Source organism: Primorskyibacter sp. S187A, assembly GCF_049800955.1.
Lineage (GTDB): Bacteria > Pseudomonadota > Alphaproteobacteria > Rhodobacterales > Rhodobacteraceae > JAKVBH01.
On sequence record NZ_JBNAGA010000001.1, the window covers coordinates 1713351 to 1733386 of the forward strand.

General features: G+C 59.8%; 20 protein-coding genes. 11 read left to right on the forward strand and 9 right to left on the reverse strand.

Going from position 1 to position 20036, the window contains the following annotated elements:
• Positions 1-61 precede the first annotated feature (61 nt).
• Both ACP15S_RS08535 and ACP15S_RS08540 read right to left on the reverse strand, forming a co-directional pair.
• Entirely contained in the window at positions 62-1606 is a 1545-nt protein-coding gene (locus tag ACP15S_RS08535) for a calcium-binding protein (protein ID WP_425039141.1), read from the reverse strand.
• Positions 1607-1880: 274 nt separating this feature from the next.
• A complete protein-coding gene (locus ACP15S_RS08540; RefSeq protein ID WP_425039142.1) occupies positions 1881-2834 on the reverse strand; it encodes a DUF808 domain-containing protein in 954 nt (317 codons plus the stop codon).
• 255 nt (positions 2835-3089) lie between these two features.
• Between ACP15S_RS08540 and gap (ACP15S_RS08545) the strand changes: the two genes are divergently transcribed.
• The 5 genes from gap (ACP15S_RS08545) (at position 3090) to ACP15S_RS08565 (ending at position 6413) form a co-directional block, all read left to right on the forward strand.
• Entirely contained in the window at positions 3090-4091 is a 1002-nt protein-coding gene (gene gap / locus ACP15S_RS08545) for a type I glyceraldehyde-3-phosphate dehydrogenase (RefSeq protein WP_425039143.1), read from the forward strand.
• A gap of 122 nt (positions 4092-4213) precedes the next feature.
• A complete protein-coding gene (locus tag ACP15S_RS08550) occupies positions 4214-4357 on the forward strand; it encodes a hypothetical protein (protein ID WP_425039144.1) in 144 nt (47 codons plus the stop codon).
• A 145-nt stretch (positions 4358-4502) separates the two neighbouring features.
• Entirely contained in the window at positions 4503-5504 is a 1002-nt protein-coding gene (gene gap / locus ACP15S_RS08555; RefSeq protein ID WP_425039145.1) for a type I glyceraldehyde-3-phosphate dehydrogenase, read from the forward strand.
• A 102-nt stretch (positions 5505-5606) separates the two neighbouring features.
• Positions 5607-6086 carry a hypothetical protein gene (locus ACP15S_RS08560; RefSeq protein ID WP_425039146.1) on the forward strand — a complete coding sequence of 160 codons (480 nt, stop codon included), beginning with the start codon at positions 5607-5609 and terminating at the stop codon, positions 6084-6086.
• 162 nt (positions 6087-6248) lie between these two features.
• A complete protein-coding gene (locus tag ACP15S_RS08565) occupies positions 6249-6413 on the forward strand; it encodes a hypothetical protein (protein ID WP_425039147.1) in 165 nt (54 codons plus the stop codon).
• 135 nt (positions 6414-6548) lie between these two features.
• Here the strand turns inward: ACP15S_RS08565 and coaD are convergent, their stop codons facing one another.
• The 3 genes from coaD to ACP15S_RS08580 all read right to left on the reverse strand — a co-directional run bounded on the left by coaD (position 6549) and on the right by ACP15S_RS08580 (position 8550).
• Positions 6549-7043 (reverse strand): pantetheine-phosphate adenylyltransferase, encoded by a 495-nt coding sequence (gene coaD, locus ACP15S_RS08570; protein WP_425039148.1) that lies wholly within the window; start codon positions 7041-7043, stop codon positions 6549-6551.
• Between the two features lie 97 nt (positions 7044-7140).
• A complete protein-coding gene (locus ACP15S_RS08575) occupies positions 7141-7575 on the reverse strand; it encodes a CBS domain-containing protein (RefSeq protein WP_425039149.1) in 435 nt (144 codons plus the stop codon).
• A 66-nt stretch (positions 7576-7641) separates the two neighbouring features.
• Positions 7642-8550, reverse strand: a complete 909-nt coding sequence (locus ACP15S_RS08580; protein WP_425039150.1) for a LysR family transcriptional regulator — start codon at positions 8548-8550, stop codon at positions 7642-7644.
• A gap of 117 nt (positions 8551-8667) precedes the next feature.
• Between ACP15S_RS08580 and ACP15S_RS08585 the strand changes: the two genes are divergently transcribed.
• The 3 genes from ACP15S_RS08585 to ACP15S_RS08595 all read left to right on the forward strand — a co-directional run bounded on the left by ACP15S_RS08585 (position 8668) and on the right by ACP15S_RS08595 (position 11191).
• Positions 8668-10167 carry a CoA-acylating methylmalonate-semialdehyde dehydrogenase gene (locus ACP15S_RS08585; RefSeq protein WP_425039151.1) on the forward strand — a complete coding sequence of 500 codons (1500 nt, stop codon included), beginning with the start codon at positions 8668-8670 and terminating at the stop codon, positions 10165-10167.
• 102 nt (positions 10168-10269) lie between these two features.
• Positions 10270-10686: a hypothetical protein gene (locus ACP15S_RS08590; protein WP_425039152.1), complete on the forward strand. Its 417-nt coding sequence runs from the start codon at positions 10270-10272 to the stop codon at positions 10684-10686.
• A gap of 112 nt (positions 10687-10798) precedes the next feature.
• Positions 10799-11191 (forward strand): hypothetical protein, encoded by a 393-nt coding sequence (locus tag ACP15S_RS08595; RefSeq protein WP_425039153.1) that lies wholly within the window; start codon positions 10799-10801, stop codon positions 11189-11191.
• 93 nt (positions 11192-11284) lie between these two features.
• Here ACP15S_RS08595 and ACP15S_RS08600 read toward each other — a convergent pair whose 3' ends face one another.
• Entirely contained in the window at positions 11285-13024 is a 1740-nt protein-coding gene (locus tag ACP15S_RS08600) for an aconitase X (RefSeq protein WP_425039154.1), read from the reverse strand.
• A 267-nt stretch (positions 13025-13291) separates the two neighbouring features.
• Between ACP15S_RS08600 and ACP15S_RS08605 the strand changes: the two genes are divergently transcribed.
• Together ACP15S_RS08605 and ACP15S_RS08610 are read left to right on the forward strand one after the other, a co-directional pair.
• The gene (locus ACP15S_RS08605; protein WP_425039155.1) at positions 13292-14326 is read left to right on the forward strand and encodes an ABC transporter permease; all 1035 of its coding nucleotides are present in this window, start codon (positions 13292-13294) and stop codon (positions 14324-14326) included.
• A gap of 11 nt (positions 14327-14337) precedes the next feature.
• Positions 14338-15399: a quaternary amine ABC transporter ATP-binding protein gene (locus ACP15S_RS08610; RefSeq protein WP_425039156.1), complete on the forward strand. Its 1062-nt coding sequence runs from the start codon at positions 14338-14340 to the stop codon at positions 15397-15399.
• On the opposite strand, the gene ACP15S_RS08615 is transcribed toward ACP15S_RS08610, so the two are convergent.
• Complete coding sequence (locus ACP15S_RS08615) at positions 15396-16145, reverse strand: helix-turn-helix transcriptional regulator (RefSeq protein WP_425039157.1); 750 nt, start codon at positions 16143-16145, stop codon at positions 15396-15398. The genes ACP15S_RS08610 and ACP15S_RS08615 overlap by 4 nt on opposite strands.
• Before the next feature lie 85 nt (positions 16146-16230).
• Here ACP15S_RS08615 and ACP15S_RS08620 point away from each other — a divergent pair, with 85 nt between their 5' ends.
• The gene (locus tag ACP15S_RS08620; RefSeq protein ID WP_425039158.1) at positions 16231-16626 is read left to right on the forward strand and encodes a RidA family protein; all 396 of its coding nucleotides are present in this window, start codon (positions 16231-16233) and stop codon (positions 16624-16626) included.
• A 72-nt stretch (positions 16627-16698) separates the two neighbouring features.
• On the opposite strand, the gene ACP15S_RS08625 is transcribed toward ACP15S_RS08620, so the two are convergent.
• Together ACP15S_RS08625 and ACP15S_RS08630 are read right to left on the reverse strand one after the other, a co-directional pair.
• Entirely contained in the window at positions 16699-19053 is a 2355-nt protein-coding gene (locus tag ACP15S_RS08625) for a TRAP transporter large permease (protein ID WP_425039159.1), read from the reverse strand.
• Between the two features lie 18 nt (positions 19054-19071).
• The gene (locus ACP15S_RS08630; RefSeq protein ID WP_425039160.1) at positions 19072-19986 is read right to left on the reverse strand and encodes a TRAP transporter small permease subunit; all 915 of its coding nucleotides are present in this window, start codon (positions 19984-19986) and stop codon (positions 19072-19074) included.
• Positions 19987-20036: the final 50 nt, after the last annotated feature.

A 20036-nucleotide genomic window follows, 5' to 3' on the forward strand; every position in this document is an offset into this window, starting at 1 on the left:
CAGAGCATACCTCAGGACATGAAGGGGCAAGGCTGCGCACACAGCCTTGCCCTTTTTCCTGTCAGAGGATGAAATTCACCTCCTCCAGCGTGCCAACCCAGAGCACGGATATTTCTTCATCCACGCCGCCATCACCGTCGACATCGATCTGGACCAGATCCTTGTCCACCCGGACCGACGCGCCGGAGCTGAAAGCCTCCGTGCCGATAAAGCGCAAGCCGCCATATTCGCTGAGATCAATACGGTCCGCTCCGCCACCACGGCCCGCATCAAACCCCTTGATCACGTCCGCCTGATCTCCGAGCCCGGAATCGCCTGCGCGAAAGACGAAGATATCGCGCGCCTTGCCATCCTCCCAATCCAGAAGTTCATCGCGCCCGGTGCCGCCGCGCATGATATCACGGCCGTTGCCCCCCGTTAGCGTGTCGTCACCACTGCCACCGGACAGTGTATCTTGCCCATCAGCCCCGCCCAGCACATCATCATCGCGCCCACCTTTGAGGCGGTCATTGCCCTGATCGCCCCAGATCGTGTCGTCGCCGCTGCCGCCTCTGACCAAGTCATGGCCCTGCCCGGCTCCGATGCGATCATCTCCGGAGCCGCCTTTGATCGTATCTTCGCCGGTGACTCCCCATAGCTTGTCGTTGCCACTGCCGCCGAGCATACGATCCGCGCCGCTGCCGCCGCCGATCTCATCATCGCCCGAGCCGCCAGTCAGGAGATCATCACCCGACCCGCCACCGATTTTGTCATTGCCGCCGTTGCCATTGATGCTGTCTTCGCCGGCATCGCCCCAGAGCTTGTCGTCGCCCCGGCCGCCGCGCAATGTGTCATCGCCCGTGTGGCCGCCCAGCTCATCGGCGCCGTTGCCGCCAATGAGGCTGTCGTCGCCCTGCTCGCCCCAGAGTTTGTCATCGCCGTCCTGACCGCGCAGCGTGTCATCGCCCTTGCCGCCGCCGGAGACATCATTGCCATCGCCAGCGCGCACGGAATCGTCGCCCTCGCCCGCCCAGATCTTGTCGTCACCGGAGCCTGCGTAGAACAATTCATTGGCCGCATCGACGAGTTCGGCGCTGTATTTTCCGCTATAGAGGGTCTCGCTCTCTGCGCTCCCATAGACGATGTTGACGCCGTTCAGGTAGTAATTCAGCCACCCCGCCACATCGACGGCCAGCTCATTGGCGTCGCCGTCCTCGTTCTCGAACCGCCCGTCAACGATGGGAAATCCAACGTGGTAAATCGCATCGGCGACCGTGTTGATGAAGGCGCGCCCCTGAAACTTCAGCGTGCCGCCATCGCCCTGAACAAGATGAAAGCCGGTTTCCTCATTGCCCTCGTCATCGCCATGGCCCTCGACAAACCTGGCATAGAGCGCATCATCGGCGCGGATATAGTCGGAGAGCTTTTGCATATCGCCCGCCGAAATGCGCCCGTCTGCATTCACGCCCGTCGCAGCCACCGCTTCGAGGATAACCTCATTCATCAACCGCGCCGCCGCGATCCCGCCATTTATATCCTCCACGCTGGTGCGCGCACGCAAGCCGGGATCAAGGCTGACGTGTTCTGCGATTGTATCCAGTGAGAGGGATTTTGCTTTCAGTTCCATAGTGACACCTATTGATTGGGGTGTCATGGGCATGCGCGCTCTCGCATGGCGCCCGATAGGTCAGGCGAGGCGGGCCGCGTTTTTCGGCATCTCGCCGCGCCCGGCGCGCAAGAAGTGGCGCATCAAATGGCGATATGCGGCAGGACGCGGCGAAGGACCGCCGAGATACGGCCCGGGCACGCGGAAATCCGCGGGCGTTATGACCGGGACCGAGAGCCTTCAGAGCGCATCAGCATCCAACAGGCGCGCCCCAAACTTCGTCCGCCACCGAGGCTTAATGCACGCTCTTGCCGAACAGAGGCATAATGCCCCGCAAGATGACCGGGATCAGCAAGAGCCCATAGGCCAGCCCGATGATCCCGTCAAAGAACGCGGTGAAGAACCATTTTACAAAGCCCTGCGCCGCCTCGACCGATCCCGCGATCCCCTCAGCGATATGTTTGATATCGACATAAGGGTGATGCAGGCCCAGATCGTGCAAACCGTGCACCATGATCGACCCGCCGACCCAAAGCATGGCCGCCGTGCCGACGACTGAGAGCACCTTGAGCAGATGCGGCATGAACTTGACCAGACCGTTGCCAAAAGACCGGCTCATGGATGTTTGACCATTGCGGGCAAGATAAAGCCCCACGTCATCCATCTTCACGATCAGGGCCACCGAGCCATACACGGCGATTGTGACCGCAATCGCAACGACGGCCAGCGTCGCGCCCTGCATCCACACGTTGGGCGCTTCAATGGCGGCCAGCGAAATGGTCATGATCTCGGCCGACAGGATGAAATCCGTCTTGATCGCGCCTTTGACCTTTTCCTCCTCAAGATGGCCCGGATCCTTAACTGACATATCCGCCTCAACATGCTTGTCCGCATGCGGGAAGAGCCAGTGAAAGACCTTCTCGGCGCCTTCGAAACATAAGTATGACCCCCCGAGCATCAGCAGCGGCGTGATCAACCAGGGCGCAAAATTGGCGAGCAGCATCGCGATAGGTAGCAAAATCACCAGCTTGTTGAAAAACGACCCCTTGGCGATCCGCCAGATGATCGGCAATTCGCGGGCGGGCGCGAAACCCTGGACGTATTTGGGCGTCACGGCCGCATCATCAATGATCACGCCGGCGGTTTTGCCGCCCGCCTTCGCAGCCGCCGCAGCAACATCGTCCACGGAGGTTGCCGCCACCTTGGCAATGGCCGCCACATCATCAAACAAGGCCAACAAACCGCTCATACCCACACTCCCGACACGCTTCTTTTCCGTTGAGCTGCACCCTAACGCGCAGGCAAAAACCTGCAAGGGCTGCGAATCGTATGCCGTTGTGTGCGGAAACCTCCAAAATGGTACCGCAACCGTTAGCGCTCACCTCGGGCCAGGTTGCGCCAGCCTGCCACGGTTATCGCTATCATGTTGGTGGAAAAACACTTTTTCCTTTGTCTTAACACAAAGGCCGGGTACCTGAACGGCAACGGACGTAAGGAGTGCCCCATGACTGTGACTGTCGGGATCAATGGTTTTGGCCGAATTGGCCGCTGTACGCTGGCTCATATTGCCGAGAGCGCGCGCAATGATGTGCAAGTTGTGAAGATCAATGCAACAGGCCCGATCGAGACCTCGGCGCATCTTCTGCGCTACGATTCCATCCATGGGCGCTTTGGCAATGAAGTGAAAGTGTCTGGTGACACGATGGATCTGGGCCGTGGCCCGATGCAGGTTTTCTCGACATATGATCCGACTGAGCTCGATTGGAGCGGCTGCGATGTCGTGCTGGAATGCACGGGCAAGTTCAATGACGGCCACAAGGCAGATGTGCATATCAAGCAAGGCGCCAAGTCCGTCCTGATCTCCGCACCTGCCAAGAACGTCCAGAAGACCGTTGTTTTCGGGGTCAACCATCGTGATCTGGTGGATGGCGACACGATGATCTCCAATGGGTCGTGCACCACAAATTGCCTCGCTCCTCTGGCCAAGGTTCTCGATGAGGCCATCGGGATTGAGCGCGGCATCATGACAACGATCCACTCCTACACCGGCGATCAGCCCACGCTGGACCGGCGTCACTCTGATCTCTACCGCGCCCGCGCGGCGGCCATGGCAATGATCCCGACGTCAACCGGGGCCGCCAAGGCGCTGGGGGAAGTGCTGCCCAACCTCAAGGGAAAACTGGACGGCACCGCCATGCGCGTGCCCACGCCCAATGTCTCCGCTGTGGATCTGACGTTTGAGGCTTCCAAAGACGTGACGGTCGAAGACGTCAACGAAGTGGTGCGTGAAGCCGCTGCCGGGCATATGGGCGCTGTTCTGGCCTATGATCCCGAGCCCAAGGTCTCGATTGATTTCAACCATACCCCCCACAGCAGTATCTTCGCGCCCGACCAGACCAAGGTCGTGGGCAAGCGCACCGTGCGGGTGCTGGCATGGTATGACAACGAATGGGGCTTCTCTGTTCGTATGGCAGATGTCGCCGCGGCCATGGGCCGGTTGGTCTGATACCATCCTTTTCAAACTGAATTGAGGGACCAGAGCCGTGCGCTCTGGTCTTTTGCGTTTTGCACCGACCGCGCCGCCCACAGGCCCTTTTCATTTGCGCGGCCCTGCCCCATGTTTGCGCCATGACAAATGGCATCGCATTTTGGACAGGCTTGAGCATTCTGGTCTGCATCGGGATTGACTGGGTGTTTTTCGGCACCGAGCATTTCCTCTTCCTGTCCAAGAAGGGTCTCGATCTCATTGAGTGGCTCGCCTTCTGGCGATGACTTGACAGGACCGGCTGGTTCGTGTTGTTAGCGGTAACAGAACGGGGCGGGGCACGGGCTGAACGCAGCTGCAAGGGCATAGCCTGACGCAGCACCCACCATGTCACGCCGTCACAAAGACAAAAAATGCATAAGGACCAGACGGATGGCTGTGAAAGTTGCAATTAACGGGTTCGGTCGGATTGGCCGCAACGTACTCCGCGCGATCATCGAATCCGGGCGGACAGACATCGAGGTTGTGGCCATCAATGATCTGGGCCCTGTCGAAACCAACGCGCATTTGCTGCAATACGATACAGTGCATGGCCGCTTTCCCGCGCAGGTGACCGTGTCGGGCGAGAGCATCGATGTGGGACGTGGCCCCATGGCTGTCACCGCCATGCGCAATCCTGCGGATCTTCCGTGGTCAGACGTGGATGTCGTGCTGGAATGCACAGGCATCTTCACCTCCAAGGACGCCTGCCAGGCCCATCTCGAGAACGGCTCCAGCCGCGTTCTGATTTCTGCGCCCGGCAAGGACGCAGACAAAACCATCGTCTATGGCGTGAACGACAATGAGCTGACAGCCGAGGATGTGATTGTCTCCAACGCATCCTGCACGACCAACTGCCTTGCGCCCGTGGCCAAGGTCCTCAATGACGCCATCGGCATCAAACGCGGCTTCATGACCACCGTGCACAGCTATACAGGCGATCAGCCGACGCTCGATACGATGCACAAGGATCTCTACCGCGCCCGCGCGGCGGCCATGTCCATGATCCCGACGTCTACGGGCGCTGCGAAAGCGGTTGGTCTGGTCCTGCCCGAGCTCAACGGCAAGCTTGACGGTGTGGCCATCCGGGTGCCGACGCCGAATGTCTCAGTGGTCGACCTCACCTTTGAAGCCAACCGCGACACAAGCGTCGACGAGATCAATGACGCGATCCGCGCCGCCGCCAATGGCCCGCTCAAAGGTGTGTTGGGCGCGACAGATCACAAGCTGGTCTCCATGGACTTCAACCATGATCCCCACAGCTCCATTTTCGCCACGGATCAAACCAAGGTCATGGACGGCAATATGTGTCGTATCCTGAGCTGGTATGACAACGAATGGGGTTTCTCCAACCGGATGGCCGATACCGCAATTGCCATGGCCAAGTTTCTGTAACCCATAATTATGGTACGAGTTCACGGGCGCGTGAGGGAAGTTGACCCTTCACGCGCCTTTTTTGTGGTTATCTCAGCGTAAATTCACGAGGGGCACCACACCATGGCACGTAAAACCACCAAGCGGCGCAAATCACAGGACGCACAACCTGCCGCCCCGAAACCCACCAACCGTCGCGACACACTCAAAACGCTGGCGCTTTTTGGCGCGGGCGCGGCCGTTCTGGGCGGCGGTGGTACAGCGCTGGCTCTCGATTTTCGCAAAAAGCTCGCCGAGACGGACCTGAGCAGGATCGGCAATGGCATGGCCACGATCGTGCAAATCCACGATCCGCAATGCGCGCTCTGCACCGCGCTTCAAAAAGCCACACGCAAGGCCTTGCGCCAATGCAAAGATGCCGCCCAAACCCAATATCTCGTGGCCAACATCACAACTCTGGAAGGCGCGGAGTTTCAGGCGCGCATGGGGTTGCCCAATGTGACCCTCGTCTTTCTTGATGGCGCAGGAAAGCACGTGCACACGATCCAGGGCGTGACCCCAGCCGATGAGATCAAGCGCGAAATTCAGGAACGCTTCGCGTAACCACCTGAAAAGATTGTTAACCTTACCTCGGGGAGCCTTGCAAAAACTGCAAGGCGGGCCTGACAAGCTGTGCATTGTTAGCGCCACCAACTTGCTTATGTACGGGGTGTCAGTGGTTCAAAGACCACGCAACTCCAAACCCTCTTGAAAGGAGGCACGAACATGAGCAGTGTTTTCACAGAACTCCAAAAACGGTACCAAAAGCGCGCATCCTACCTGCGCACCGTCGACGCCCTGCGCAATATGCCTGTGGATGTCGCATTGGATCTCGATATCTATCCCGGCGATGCCGAGAAGATCGCGTATAAAGCAGTTTACGGCGAGTAAAACACTTCGACGGAAACCTGATGCACCGCGTTTCACGAAAACGCGGGTGCTTGGCAGTGTCGTCGTGATCCAGGTTTTTCGCGGAGTACCATAACACCGGCCTGCGATGAAAAGACTGCCTGCCTCTGTCGCACTCTAGCGATCGAGGCGGGCCAAAAGCGCCTCTTTGACCGCAGGCGTGACAAATTTCGACACATCCCCCCCAAGCCGCGCAATCTCCTTGACCAGCTTGGAGGCAATGGCCTGATGCTTCGCCTCCGCCATCAGGAATACCGTCTCAATATCATCATTGAGCGCGCGGTTCATTCCAACCATCTGAAATTCATACTCAAAATCCGCAACAGCCCGGAGCCCGCGAATAATCACGCCTGCGCCCACGTCCTTGGCACAATCGATCAGGAGGTTCTCAAAGGGATGCGCCACGATTTCCACGCCGGTTTGTTCGGACAAAGCCGCGCATTCCGTCTCGATCATGGCAACCCGATCTTCGAGCGGAAAAAGCGGGCCCTTGTCACGATTGATCGCAACACCAATCACCAACCTGTCCACAAGAGCCGTGGCACGGCGGATGATATCCATGTGCCCCAGGGTCACCGGATCAAAGGTTCCCGGGTAAAGTCCAACGCGCATTCCTGTCCCTCCGGTCTCGCGGCCGTTTGCGCGGAGAAAGCCTCAAATCGCCGTCCGGTTCAAGCGGTCAGGTGTCGCGGGGGAGAAAGTCGCGCGATCAATGGCCCATTATCATGCCTTCAAGGGCATCCTTCTCCATGGCAACTTCGGACAACTTGGCTTTGACCACATCTCCCAAAGTCACGATCCCCACAAGCGCGCCGTCATCAATCACGGGCATATGGCGGAACCGGCCTGCGGTCATGGTGGCCAGAACTGTGTCCACATTGTCCTCCCGCGACGCAGTCTTGAGCTCAGAGGTCATGTAGTCCGAAACAGCATCGCTCAGGCAGGTTGCCCCGCGCGCTGCCAGCTCGCGCACGATATCCCGCTCCGACAAGATCCCATCCGCGGTCTGGCCAGACTTGGAGACAATGACCGTCCCGATCCGCTTTTCCGCCAGAATCTTGGCCGCCTCAGAGATCAATGTCCCCGGTGAAACAGTCACAACAGCTTGATCTGATTTGGAATTCAGGATTTGTTGCACGAGCATTGGCTGTCCCTTCGTCGCTTGTGATTGGCTTGTTTTCCCCAGCATCGCGGCACAGGGGGCCTTCTGTCAATTCTCCCTTAGGTCGAATGGGCTCTCAAGCCGGGCAATCTCGGCCCGCATCAGGGAAACCAGACGGTCCGCAAGCCGTGTCAGACGCCCGCGCTTGTGATCCTCGGCATGGCGCAAAAGGTGGAAACTCCGGGTCAGGCGGATGTCCTGCGTCAACACCGGGACCACCTCTGGCGCGGCTGGCAAGGCAAAGGCATGGCAAATCCCCAGCCCAGCGTCTTGTCGCAACAGATTGAGCTGAACCGATGCGGAATTTGACCCGAAATGCACACCGCCCAAGCCCAGCTCGCGCATGTAATCCAGCTCGGCATCAAAAATCATGTCCGGGATATAGCCGACCATAGGGTGGTGTCGCAGGTCTGCGCGCGCTTGCACCGGCCCATGGGCCGCGAGATAGCGGCGCGAGCCCGCCAGAAGCAACGTATAGTCGCAAATCTTCTGCACCATGAGCCGCCCCCCTGTCGGGCGCGAGACCGTGATCGCCAGATCGGCCTCCCGTTTGGAGAGGTTCACCACCCGTGGGAGGGCCAGAATTTGCAACTCCAGCGCCGGATTCTCGGCAACCAGCCGCGCGCAGACCTGAGGCAGGAGATAGTTCGCGCACCCATCCGGCGCGCCGATCCGGACCTGACCGGCCAAGCCTTCACTGGGCTCTCCCAAGGCCTCCACCGCCGCATGCGCCGCGATTTCAGCTTGCTCTGCCGCAGGCAAAAGCCGCATGCCCGCCTCGGACAGCGCATAGCCTCTGGGCGACTTGAGAAAGAGCACTTGCCCCAACCGCTCCTCGAGCCGCGCCAATCGCCGCCCGACCGTCGCCGCATCCAGACGCAAGGCCCGCCCGGCGCCTGACAGGGTTTCGGCCCGTGCTGTTGCGAGGAATATGCGCAGATCGTCCCAATCATCCATGAGCTCGCCTCCTTGCAAAATTGCAATATGCTTTTGCCATCATGCCCCTTTGTCATGCATCTCCGCAATGCTAGAGGGATGGAAACTGGACCAGTTCACATCTTGAGGAGAGATCGCATGCAACAGCTGTCCCATTACATGAATGGCGCCCACGTGGCGGGCACATCAGGCCGGAGCGCTGATGTGTTCAATCCCGCCACGGGCGAAGTGCAGGCGCAACTGGCCTTGGCCAGCGCCGATGAGGTCAACACCGCCGTCAAAATCGCGGCTGCCGCTCAACCGGCCTGGGGCGCGACCAATCCGCAGCGCCGCGCCCGGGTTCTGATGCAATTCGTGCACCTGCTCAACCGTGACATGGACAAGCTCGCCGAAGCGCTCTCGCGCGAGCATGGCAAAACCTTGCCCGATGCCAAGGGCGATGTGCAGCGCGGGCTCGAAGTGGTCGAATATTGCATCGGCGCGCCGCAGATGCTCAAGGGTGAGTTCACCGATAGCGCGGGCCCCGGCATCGACATGTATTCCATGCGTCAGCCACTTGGCGTCACAGCGGGCATCACGCCGTTCAACTTCCCGGCCATGATCCCGATGTGGATGTTTGCGCCCGCCATCGCCTGCGGCAACGCTTTTATCCTCAAACCCTCCGAGCGCGATCCCTCGGTCCCGCTCATGCTCGCGGAATTGATGGAAGAAGCCGGCCTGCCCAAGGGCATCCTTCAGGTCGTGAATGGCGACAAGGAAGCTGTGGACGCGCTGCTTGATCACCCCATCGTGCAAAGCATCGGTTTTGTGGGCTCAACACCCATCGCCGAATACATCTACGCGCGCGGCTGCGCCAACGGCAAACGCGTGCAGTGTTTTGGCGGCGCGAAGAACCACATGATCATCATGCCAGACGCCGATATGGGCCAGGCCGCCGATGCGCTCGTGGGCGCGGGCTACGGGGCCGCAGGCGAGCGCTGCATGGCGATCTCGGTCGCGGTTCCGGTCGGCGATGAAACGGCTGATCGATTGATCGCAGAGCTTGTGCCGCGCATCGAGTCGCTGAAAGTTGGCCCCTATACGGCGGGCGATGATGTGGATTACGGACCTGTCGTGACCGCAGCTGCCAAGCAAAACATCCTCGGCCTTGTTCAATCTGGCGTTGATCAGGGCGCCGAGCTCGTGGTCGACGGACGCGACTTTTCCCTACAGGGGTATGAAGACGGCTTCTTTGTCGGGCCGCATCTTTTTGACCGTGTGACGCCTGAGATGGACATCTACCGCAAGGAAATCTTTGGCCCCGTGCTCTCAACCGTCCGTGCGGCCTCCTATGAGGAAGCCATTGGTCTGGCCATGGATCATGAATACGGCAATGGCACCGCGATTTTCACCCGGGATGGGGATGCCGCCCGGGACTTCGCCAACCGCATCAACATCGGCATGGTGGGCATCAACGTGCCAATCCCCGTCCCGCTCGCCTATCACACCTTCGGCGGCTGGAAGAAATCGGGCTTCGGGGATCTCAACCAGCATGGTCCGGACGCCTTCAAGTTCTACACCCGCACCAAGACCGTGACGGCGCGCTGGCCGTCCGGCATCAAGGAAGGTGGCGAGTTCAACTTTAAGGCGATGGACTGACCCAACCTGCCAGCCAAGGCGGGCAACACATGACGCTATGTCATCCACGCTTTGGCGTCTGCGGGCTTGCTCCCATGACGCCAAAGCGCGTAACATTTTGTAATGCCGGTCAGTTATCGCATCTTCACCGACCCAGACATCGTCATCGTGACGTGGCAGGGCACGGTTGTTCTTGAAGAATCCGCGAGCAACTTCATCGAGTATTTGACCTCGGGCCACGCCTATTCAGGAACCCCTGTCCTGGCCGATTGCAGCGGCGTTACGAAGCTGGACATCGATTTTCAGGAAATGCTGCATTTCGTGTCTCAGAAGCTGTCCATTCTGGATCCGTTTGAGGTGAGCATGGTCATGGGCATTTATGCGCCGCAGGACGATGTCTTCGCCAAATGGGAAGAATACGTGCGATTGGTCTCCACGTCGGACAGACAACTCGCAGCGGTCTTCAGAACGCGCGAAGAAGCGCTTGGCTTCTTGCGCATCGATCCGGTTGCGCTCGATACGGTCCTTGCTCAGGATTAACCAAAAGTCGCTCCTAAACCATCCTCCTGCGCGGCAATTTGCAACAAGGACGCCTCTCGGGATGACCTTTTGAGCACTTGCTCCGCTGCCGGTATCCTCCTACCTGTGGTCTATGCCGATCCTCATCTCGCCACGTCCGGAGTACGAACTTGTCATCGTTCATTACGCTGGCCGGGTCACTATGGAGGAGTCGCTGGACTCGTTTCGGTCATTCATTGAAGACGCGGACCCCCTGCCGCAACGCATTCTGATCGATCTGCGTGATGTGCAAAACTTTGACCTCCAGCTGTGGAAACTGCCCGGTATGGTGCGCTCGAAGATGCGCCTGATCAAAGACGGAATGCCCGTCATGGAAACGGCCATTATCGCCCGCAATCCGCTTTTGAGATTTGGCACAATGGCTTACAAGAAACTGGCCGAAGGGTTTGGAAAGCAGACCGTGCATCTTTTTGACAACCGGGAGGATGCCTTGGCGGCCCTCGGTTTGCCCGCTGATCTGCAATAGAGGCGCGTGGCGTATAGCATCTCGCGAACACTCTGGATTACAAAACCACTGCCAGGCACCTGCTTTCTCATGATTTTCGTGAGGCGCGATGTGTCAGGGTTCCGTCGAAATGCTCTCATCAAGCCAGACCGGCCATTGCGTGGGCGCATGCCCCGAACAGGCCGCCTCCGCACAGGCCACCAGCCCGCCAAAGCGCACCGCCCGCCCGCTCAACCCCTCTGCGTAATGGGCATATTTGCCCGAATTGGTCATCAGACAGCGGGCCTCTGTGGGAAAGATCGGCTCCACGATTGAGCACCAGCAAAGATCCGCAATCAGCTGCACACCTGCCTTCTCCAACTCTTGGGCTACGCCGTCCGCCCGCGCGCGGCTGAGAACAGCGCGGCCCAATGTGACAATGGCCTTGGTCCCGGAGCATACCTGACGGCCGCGCATGAGCGCAGCAAAGCGGCGTGTCTCGTCATAGGACGCATGCGGGCTGCCGATGGCCACGAGATCAATCTGCTCCGTGCCCGTGTTGAGCTGCGCCCAAGCAGCGCGCAAGTCTGACGGGGTGACGCGAACGTGCCGCGCGTCGGGTCGGGGGGGTAGATCGCTCTCCGGCGTGATGCCCGCGACATGCACAAGCGGCGCGGCCGACGTCGTACCAAACGCCGCACATAAGCCGCGCAGATCATCCTTGCTCGGCTGAGCCTTTTCCACCCCGTTGATCAAGGCGACACTGTCGGGCGCGCACCGCCCCGCAATCCAGCCCAGCAAGGGCCAGAACGCATCGTCGATACCCTCGGGGCAGGCTACATCGATAACAACACGCGCGCGGCGATTGTCGTCGAGATAGACGCCTGCCTCAGGCGCGCGCCCTGTCAGCGCGACAAAGAGATCGAGGTAATCGGGATGTTTTGCCGTGCGCGCGCCAAGGACGGAATTGGCATAGATGACCGCATTGGACTCAGACCACCCGATGTCTTCGCCCTGCCCCGGCGCGTCCTCGAGGAGATAGGGCGCGCAGGTGAAGGTCGGCTGCGCCCCCATGCGCACATAGGCATCCGCCAGACGGCACGCCGCATTTGAGAAATCCGGCGGCAGGTCATGGGCCGCCAGATTGTTCCGCTCCACGGAAATGGCATTGATTGTTGTAGGCAGGGCCACCTGCGCGCCCATCTCGGCCATGGCTTCAGCGAAGATGAGATTGGCCTCATGGGCGTAGATACTCCCATCAATATGCCCACGGGTCACATCAATCAGCCGGCGCGCACCCTGCGCGGAGGCCATGGTACAGAGCACCTGCATCGCCAAGGCCACGGCACGCCCCTGCCCGCCTTCGAGCTTTTCCCGATCCTCCTTGGTCAGGCCAAGATCGCTATGGGACGTCGTGGCCAGATCCAGCGCGAGATCACCCGCCGTGAGCCTTGTGCCTTTTAGCGTCGCCTCGGCCTTTTGGCTGAGCGCGTCAAAATCGGCGGGGGTCAGACGCAAAACAGCCACGGGCCGGTCAAACATATGTGCCGCAATCAACGACCCCAAGGTGAGAACTTCTTCGGCCTCACGAAACACAAGAGCCGCAGGCGCATGACCGTTCAGCGCCAGTTGCAGCAAGACACCGCTGCCCGAACAAGATCCCCGGCTGGTGGGCATCAGGACGATCTTGCCTGCCAGCGATTGCCCATGCAGATCGTGATGCGCATCGATGACGCGGCCGGTTTCAGGATCAACCCCGCCCCAAAAGCTGAGCCCCTCACGCGCCACGACGACCGCGCCCTGCGCATCTGTGGCCACGAGGATCTGCGACGGTTTCGATTGTGTTTCCCCAATGGGATCGGAGTGCTCCGCCATGCCTGCCCTCTTTGCGCTCATTTATCCCGCACATACCGGCGTCCAACATGACGGAGCTGCTTTGCGCTGTCCATGAAGCACCTGCCATGTTGCAATTGCAGCCAAGACTTGAAACCCTGTGCGCGGGACACGCGCTGCGCAATACCAGCGCCATGCCTCACATACGCACAAGGCAACCAGCCCATGGGTTCGCAGCACGCATGCCCCCCGGAGCAGCTCGGTTTGTTCGCCTGATACGCGCAAAAGACGACGACGGGACAGGATGCCATGGCATTTTACGATTGGGTATTTGACAGCCTCGGGTTGCGAGACTGGTGCGATCAGGCCTCCTCCGACGCGCCCATGTCCATGGCCGATCTTCTCGCCCAATCGCGCGGGGATGACGCCGAAGAGGCAGGCGGCACCCTGCCGTTCCCGTCGCTGGACGCGCTCAATGAATCCTGCGCAGAAATGCCCCGCACCCGGGAGATGACGGCAGGTGTCGAAGACAGCTTTCTGGCCATCAAGGATACGCTCAAGCTCGTTCTCGATCCGCTGACCCAGCCGCTCTCCTGGCTTCTGGAAGGCGCTCTGTTTGCCTTCACCACCACGCCGTGGTTCATCCTCATCCCGCTGCTCATCGGTCTGACCTGGCTTGTCTCGCGCTCGCTTCGGGTCACAGGGCTTGTGGCGGCAACGTTCGTGTTCTTCGGTGTGATCGACCATCTGGACCCGGCCCTGCAAACCTTGTCCATCGTCTTTGTCTGTACCTCGCTCTGCGTTCTCTTTGGTGTGCCCATCGGGATCGGGATGTCCAAATCCAATACGTTGCAGCGCATGATGATCCCGCTTCTGGATCTTCTGCAAACCCTGCCAACCTTTGTCTACCTCATCCCGTTGATCTTTCTCTTTTCCGTGACCGAACCCAAGCTCTACGGCATTGCGATCATTCTCTACGCAATCGTGCCCGTGATCCGGCTGACCGATCTGGGCATCCGGCTGGTGGATCGCGATGTTGTGGAGGCGGCCAATGCCTTTGGGATGACACCGCGGCAAAAGCTCATCGGTGTCGAATTTCCGCTGGCACTGCCCAACATCATGGCCGGGGTGAACCAGACGATCATGATGAGCCTGTCGATGGTGGTGATTGCCTCATTAGTCTCGGCTCCGGGCCTGGGCGTCCTTGTCCTGCGCGGCATCCGAAATCTCGAGCTAGGCGTGGGTCTCGTCGCGGGTTTGGGAATTGTCTTGCTGGCCGTCGTGCTGGATCGCACATCAAAAGCGGCGCTCGCACGCGTTGATGTGTCTCGGCAAAGCAAATGAGCGCGCAAAGCATGGCAAATCCTAAAACCGCCGCCCCGAAAGTCCGCATTCGCGGCCTCTACAAGATCTTCGGGCCCAAACCGCAAAAGGTGCTGCCGCACGTGCTCGGCGGCATGGGCAAGGCAGAGCTGCTGGCCAGCCACGAACATGTTCTGGGGCTCAGAGATATCAATGTGGATATGCAGGCGGGCGAGATCACCGTCGTCATGGGGCTTTCAGGCTCCGGCAAATCAACGCTGATCCGCCATCTCAACCGCCTGATTGAACCCACCGCTGGCGAGGTGCTGGTGGATGGCGAAGATGTGCTCAAGAAGAATGCCGATGCCCTGCGCACCCTTCGGCGCATGAAGATGTCCATGGTCTTTCAGAAGTTCGCGCTTCTGCCGCATCGCACCGTTCTGCAAAATACCGCGCTCGCCTTGCAGGTGCGCGGCATTGATGAGCCCACGCGTCTCAAAGAGGCGGCCCGCTGGCTCGCGCGCGTCGGGCTGGACGGGTTTGAACACCGCTACCCCTATCAGCTGTCAGGCGGCATGCAGCAGCGGGTGGGCATCGCCCGCGCCCTGACGTCCAACAGCGATATCATGTTGATGGATGAGGCCTTCTCCGCGCTCGATCCCCTGATCCGCACCGATATGCAGGACCTGCTGCTGGAGCTGCAAAAGGAGCTGAACAAGACCATCATCTTCATCACCCATGACCTTGATGAGGCGCTCAAACTGGCCGATCATCTGGTCATCCTGAACGACGGCGCAGTTGTGCAGCAAGGCGAGCCACAACAGATTCTGATGCATCCGGCAGACCCCTACATCGAGGACTTCGTGAGCGACATCAATCGCGCGCGGGTCCTGCGGGTCAACTCCATCATGATCCCGCTGGCCGAGGGTGCGGACTACGCGGGCGATGTCGCCCCCCATGACACGCTGGAACACCTGATCGCGCTTTCGGGCGGTGATACGTCGCAAAACTTCCGTGTGGTGGAAAACGGGCGACCCGTGGGGCAGATCGACATGAAGGAGCTTGTGAAGGCGCTTGTACCGCGCATCTCGTCCTCCGATCGCAAAGCGCTCTAGCTCACCGCAGCCCGTGCCGCCTGCGCGGCCTCCTGCATTTGAGTATAGGGGCAGACATCGTCCTCAAAGGGCACATGGCGCAGACGAAAGCCCTTTTCCGGCACGCCCACAGGCGCGGAGATGCGATCCATACGGAAGTGTCGGAAATCATCGCGCGCAGGATCCCAGGCCACAAGATACCACAGGGGCTGCAGGATCAGCATCGCCTGAGGTTCCACCTCGCGCAGCGTCTGATTGCCCCGCGCATCGCGATAGGCAAAGCGCAAAACGTGGCGTTGCAGGAAAGCCACCTCGAAGGCGGGCAACAGATCAGGATCCATCGGTTGCACATCCGAGAGATCCTGCAACGGTGAAAGCTTCCCGATGTGCAGACAATCCAGAAACCGGCGCAGATCGCGGACCTTGTCTGACGGCAAGGACCGCTCGATCTTGGCCAATCCCGCATCCGCCAGATCGGAAAACGGCAGGTTTTGCGCCGCCCGCATCGCCGCCACGCTGATCAAGAGGGCAAAGACTTCCGCAACGGAAAGCCGCGCCGTCGTCTGCATGGATTGCGGATCAAGCTGCACACCGCCGCCCCGGCCCGGTTCTGAATAGATCACAAAGCCCTGATCGCGCAGCGCGGAGATATCGCGCAACACTGTGCGGCGCGACGCGCCCACCTCCTGCGCAAGCGTCTCAATCGTGGCTGATCCTTGCCGGCGCAGGGTGCGGATAATGGCGTCATGTCTGGTGCGTATATTCATTTTTGTACCATAGCACATATAGTGCCATTTTTTGGCACTAATTCATTTTAGACCTCCCTCAGGCTCATATTGAAGGAGAGACATCATGCAACGCACCGCCGTAAATCCATGGGGCTGGTCCCTGAACCTTGGCTACAATCAAGGCGAGATCATCGAAGGCCACCGCCGGCAATTGATCTGCGCAGGCCAGACTGCCGTTGATGAGACAGGCGCCCCGCAATTCGAGGGCGACATGCGCGGACAGATCGCGCTGGCGCTGGACAATCTCGAAGCCGTCTTGGCGGGCGCGGACATGGGGCTGGGCAATATTATCCGGCTGAGCGTCTTTGTGACGGATATGGATGAGGCGCTGAAGAACTTCGATCTCTTCGGTCAGCGTTTCGGCCCCATCCAATGCGCCCCACCCATGACCCTGCTGGAGGTCAACCGGCTGGCGCTGCCGGGGCTCATGTTCGAGATCGAAGCCACCGCGGCAGATTGAAAATCATTCAGAGGCCAAAGGAAAAGGGCGTCCCCGAAAGGACGCCCTTATCAATTCTCACAGCGTGACCCGCTAGTTCGGGATCAGATCCGGCACAATGGTCACAATCGTCGGGAAGAACCACAGGATCGCCAGACCCACGACCTGAATTCCCACGAAGGGGATGATGCCCTGATAGATATGTGCCGTCGTCACTTCTTTTGGCGCGACCCCTCGCAGGTAGAAGAGCGCGAAGCCAAAGGGTGGCGTCAGGAACGAGGTCTGCAGGTTCACCGCGATCATGATCGTGACCCATTTGGGATCAAAGGATCCGCCATAGATCACCGGGCCCACAATGGGGATCACGATGTAGATGATCTCGAGGAAATCGAGCACGAAGCCCAGCACGAAGAGCACCAGCATCACGATGATGAAGACCTTGAACTCATTGTCAAAGCTCTGGAGGAACTGCTGGATGTAGTGCTCGCCCCCGAAGGAGATCACGACGAGGTTGAGCAACTGCGAGCCGATGAGAATGGTAAAGACCATACTCGTCACCTTCGCCGTCTCCCGCACGACCGGCGTCAGAACACCGCCCGCATAGAGCACCCAAAGCGCAAACAAGAGACCGAAGAGCGAGTAGAGATAGGCCGCCGTCGCCACGACATAGGCCACGTAACTCTCAAAGCTTACTTCGGCATTGTTGATGCGCAGATCGAAGTTGATGCCCACAAGGATCATGATGATGACCGAGAAGGTCGTCATGAGCACAATGCGCCCCGAGCGGTTCTGATCGGCCAGCTTGCGGTAAGCCGCCAGCATGATCGCGCCACCGGCCCCAAGCGCCGCTGCGGGCGTCGGGTTGGTGATGCCGCCGAGGATAGAACCCAACACGGCCACGATCAGGACCAGCGGTGGGAAGACCACGCGCAAGAGCTCGTTCTTCGACAGGCGGATCGCCGCGATCCGGACCCCGTAGAGCGCCATGGCCAAGGGGATCAGAAGGATCAAGAAGGTGGCCCCCGCTGATGTGACCGGCGAAATCGCGACCGCATCGATGATGAAGGCCAGTGCGACACCGGCAAAGCCGATGAGCAACGGCAAAGGCTCCGCCGTGGGCGCAACGCCCCGCGCAATGGCCAGCGTCAGCGCGAGCAGCAGGAAGCCCACGGCAACACCTGTGCCGATGGGCGCTGCGTTGGCGATGTTCTCAACCAGGGCCGCCGCGCGTTCTTCATCGGTCAGCTCAACCGCTTGCGCAACACCGCCGGCCGCATCGATCTCGGCCTGCTCGGCCACCGCCGCGTCCCATTTTTCCTGACCATGCAGCTCGATCATCGAGGCCTGACATTGCTCGGACACGTTGGTGCGAAGCGATGCGGTCTGACCGGCATCGGAGAAGCTGTCCACCGTGACGTTCTGGCTGCCCACGACGTTCAGCTGTCCAAAGGCGATGACGACAAAGATCAGGGCCGCAGGCACACCAAGGAACCATGTCAGGCCTTCGCTGCGCGTGATCGGCTCGGAATTGGTCGAGCCAAGCTCCACGGCGGGCGCTTTGGACGGGTTGAAGAGCGCGTAGCCAAAGGCATAGGCGCCATAGAGGAACGCCAGCATGATGCCCGGCAAAAGCGCCGCCTGAAAGAGCGTGCCAACCGAGACCACCGCAGGCTCACCCAGCAACGTCAGAGCGTCCGAACACCCGGCAAGCTGGGCGCGATTTTCCTGCGCGGCGGAATAGAGATCCCCCGCCAACGTCCCCAGAAGAACGATCACGATCGACGGTGGAATGATCTGGCCCAAGGTACCCGAAGCCGCGATCACACCCGTGGCCAGCTGGGGCGAATAGCCTGCCCGCAACATGGTGGGCAGCGACAGGAGCCCCATGGTCACAACGGTCGCGCCAACGATACCTGTGGAGGCCGCGAGGAACGCACCCACCACAACCACCGAGACCGCGAGGCCCCCCGGCAGCGGGCCAAAGACCCGCGCCATGGTTGTCAGCAGATCATTGGCGATCTTGGAGCGCTCCAGCGTGATCCCCATGAGAACAAACATCAACACCGCCAGCAGCGTCTCGATGGATTGACCCGCGAGCACGCGCTCGTTGATCCGGTTCACGATGAAAGAGACGTTGCGATCCAGCGCGGTTTCCCACCCCGAGACGAAGACCGGTTCCGCAATCCTCGGCAAATCCGGGTATCGGAAGATCGATATCGCCTCAGAGCGCACGCCCTCGGCTATGAGCCCCGCAAACTCGGGCGAGCTTTTGTCAATCGCCTGGTGGATCAGCAGCCCCGCACTGTCGAGCGCGGCAATGATCGCGAAGGAAATGACGCCCGCACCCGCGATGGCAAAGGCCACCGGAAAGCCGGACAGAATGCCCCCGAAGAGGCAGAAAAAGACGATGATCAGGCCGATCTCGACGCCATCAAGTCCAAATAGCATGGTTCTACCCCAATATTCCTAGTGTGTGCCTTCGTAGGCTTCTTCACCTTCGCCAAGGCTGTCCTTGTCGAGGTATTTGCCCGCGGCCTCTTCGCCTTCGACATACTCCAGGTAGGAGCGGTAGAAGAACGCAATGGCGTGGATGAAAACGAGCCCGGCAAAGAACACCAGCAGCACCTTGAAGAGGAAATACGCGTTAAAACCGTTGGGCGAGAACCCGATGGTCTCCACGTTCCAGCGCAAGGCGCGCGCCTTGGTCAGCAGACGGTCAAGCTCGTCGGACGCCGATGGCTTCGGCACGACAAGGTGACGCCAGAGGAAATACCATGCGTACATCCATGTGATCACCGCCGTGGGCAACATGAAGAGCATGGAGCCACACATGTCGATGATCCGCTTGGTGCGGTGCGACACGGCGGAATACACGAGATCCACGCGCACATGGCCGCCCTGCACAAAGGTGTAGGTACAGCACAAACACACGATCATCGCGTTGTAGAGTTTGAGCTCCTCGGACCACCAGCTCACATCATAGGTCATGGCCTTGCCAAACCCGATGGAGATCTCGGCCGCCGCAAAGATACGCTGCATGAAGACGATGATGATCTGCTGTAAAACCATCAGCAGACCGGCCCAGGCGAAGATCCGGCCCGTTGTATTGGCCACGGCCTCAAGCCCGGTTGTCACCTTCCACAGGAACTGGCGCGAGTAGAACACACCCACTGCCGTGACCACGAGAAAGGTGGTGAAACACACAAAGAAGAATTCTACGGACCCGCCGTAATAGATGAAGCGCATCAGCGCCTGTTTGGCTTCCGTCGTCGGCAGCCCGCCAATCCAGCTCAGCCACAATCCCGGCTGCGCCAGCGCACTGAAGAAATTGACGAACGCCATCGCGATATTGGTAAGTAGCCAGGCAATACCGTCCAGCATAAGGCCCCCTTCCCTCTCTTGGTCACGAGAAGTTACACCGGACGCGCTGT

Bases quoted from the DNA above. Each gene is read 5' to 3' on its own strand.
- ACP15S_RS08580 (WP_425039150.1), bottom strand. From the start codon at position 8,550: ATGGATGATTGGGACGATCTGCGCATATTCCTCGCAACAGCACGGGCC.
- ACP15S_RS08615 (WP_425039157.1), bottom strand. From the start codon at position 16,145: ATGAATATACGCACCAGACATGACGCCATTATCCGCACCCTGCGCCGG.
- ACP15S_RS08540 (WP_425039142.1), bottom strand. From the start codon at position 2,834: ATGAGCGGTTTGTTGGCCTTGTTTGATGATGTGGCGGCCATTGCCAAG.
- ACP15S_RS08610 (WP_425039156.1), top strand. From the start codon at position 14,338: ATGGCAAATCCTAAAACCGCCGCCCCGAAAGTCCGCATTCGCGGCCTC.
- ACP15S_RS08620 (WP_425039158.1), top strand. From the start codon at position 16,231: ATGCAACGCACCGCCGTAAATCCATGGGGCTGGTCCCTGAACCTTGGC.
- coaD (WP_425039148.1), bottom strand. From the start codon at position 7,043: ATGCGCGTTGGACTTTACCCGGGAACCTTTGATCCGGTGACCCTGGGG.
- ACP15S_RS08595 (WP_425039153.1), top strand. From the start codon at position 10,799: ATGCCGATCCTCATCTCGCCACGTCCGGAGTACGAACTTGTCATCGTT.
- ACP15S_RS08600 (WP_425039154.1), bottom strand. From the start codon at position 13,024: ATGGCGGAGCACTCCGATCCCATTGGGGAAACACAATCGAAACCGTCG.
- gap (WP_425039143.1), top strand. From the start codon at position 3,090: ATGACTGTGACTGTCGGGATCAATGGTTTTGGCCGAATTGGCCGCTGT.
- ACP15S_RS08535 (WP_425039141.1), bottom strand. From the start codon at position 1,606: ATGGAACTGAAAGCAAAATCCCTCTCACTGGATACAATCGCAGAACAC.
- gap (WP_425039145.1), top strand. From the start codon at position 4,503: ATGGCTGTGAAAGTTGCAATTAACGGGTTCGGTCGGATTGGCCGCAAC.
- ACP15S_RS08605 (WP_425039155.1), top strand. From the start codon at position 13,292: ATGGCATTTTACGATTGGGTATTTGACAGCCTCGGGTTGCGAGACTGG.
- ACP15S_RS08575 (WP_425039149.1), bottom strand. From the start codon at position 7,575: ATGCTCGTGCAACAAATCCTGAATTCCAAATCAGATCAAGCTGTTGTG.
- ACP15S_RS08590 (WP_425039152.1), top strand. From the start codon at position 10,270: ATGCCGGTCAGTTATCGCATCTTCACCGACCCAGACATCGTCATCGTG.
- ACP15S_RS08625 (WP_425039159.1), bottom strand. From the start codon at position 19,053: ATGCTATTTGGACTTGATGGCGTCGAGATCGGCCTGATCATCGTCTTT.
- ACP15S_RS08630 (WP_425039160.1), bottom strand. From the start codon at position 19,986: ATGCTGGACGGTATTGCCTGGCTACTTACCAATATCGCGATGGCGTTC.
- ACP15S_RS08560 (WP_425039146.1), top strand. From the start codon at position 5,607: ATGGCACGTAAAACCACCAAGCGGCGCAAATCACAGGACGCACAACCT.
- ACP15S_RS08565 (WP_425039147.1), top strand. From the start codon at position 6,249: ATGAGCAGTGTTTTCACAGAACTCCAAAAACGGTACCAAAAGCGCGCA.
- ACP15S_RS08550 (WP_425039144.1), top strand. From the start codon at position 4,214: ATGACAAATGGCATCGCATTTTGGACAGGCTTGAGCATTCTGGTCTGC.
- ACP15S_RS08585 (WP_425039151.1), top strand. From the start codon at position 8,668: ATGCAACAGCTGTCCCATTACATGAATGGCGCCCACGTGGCGGGCACA.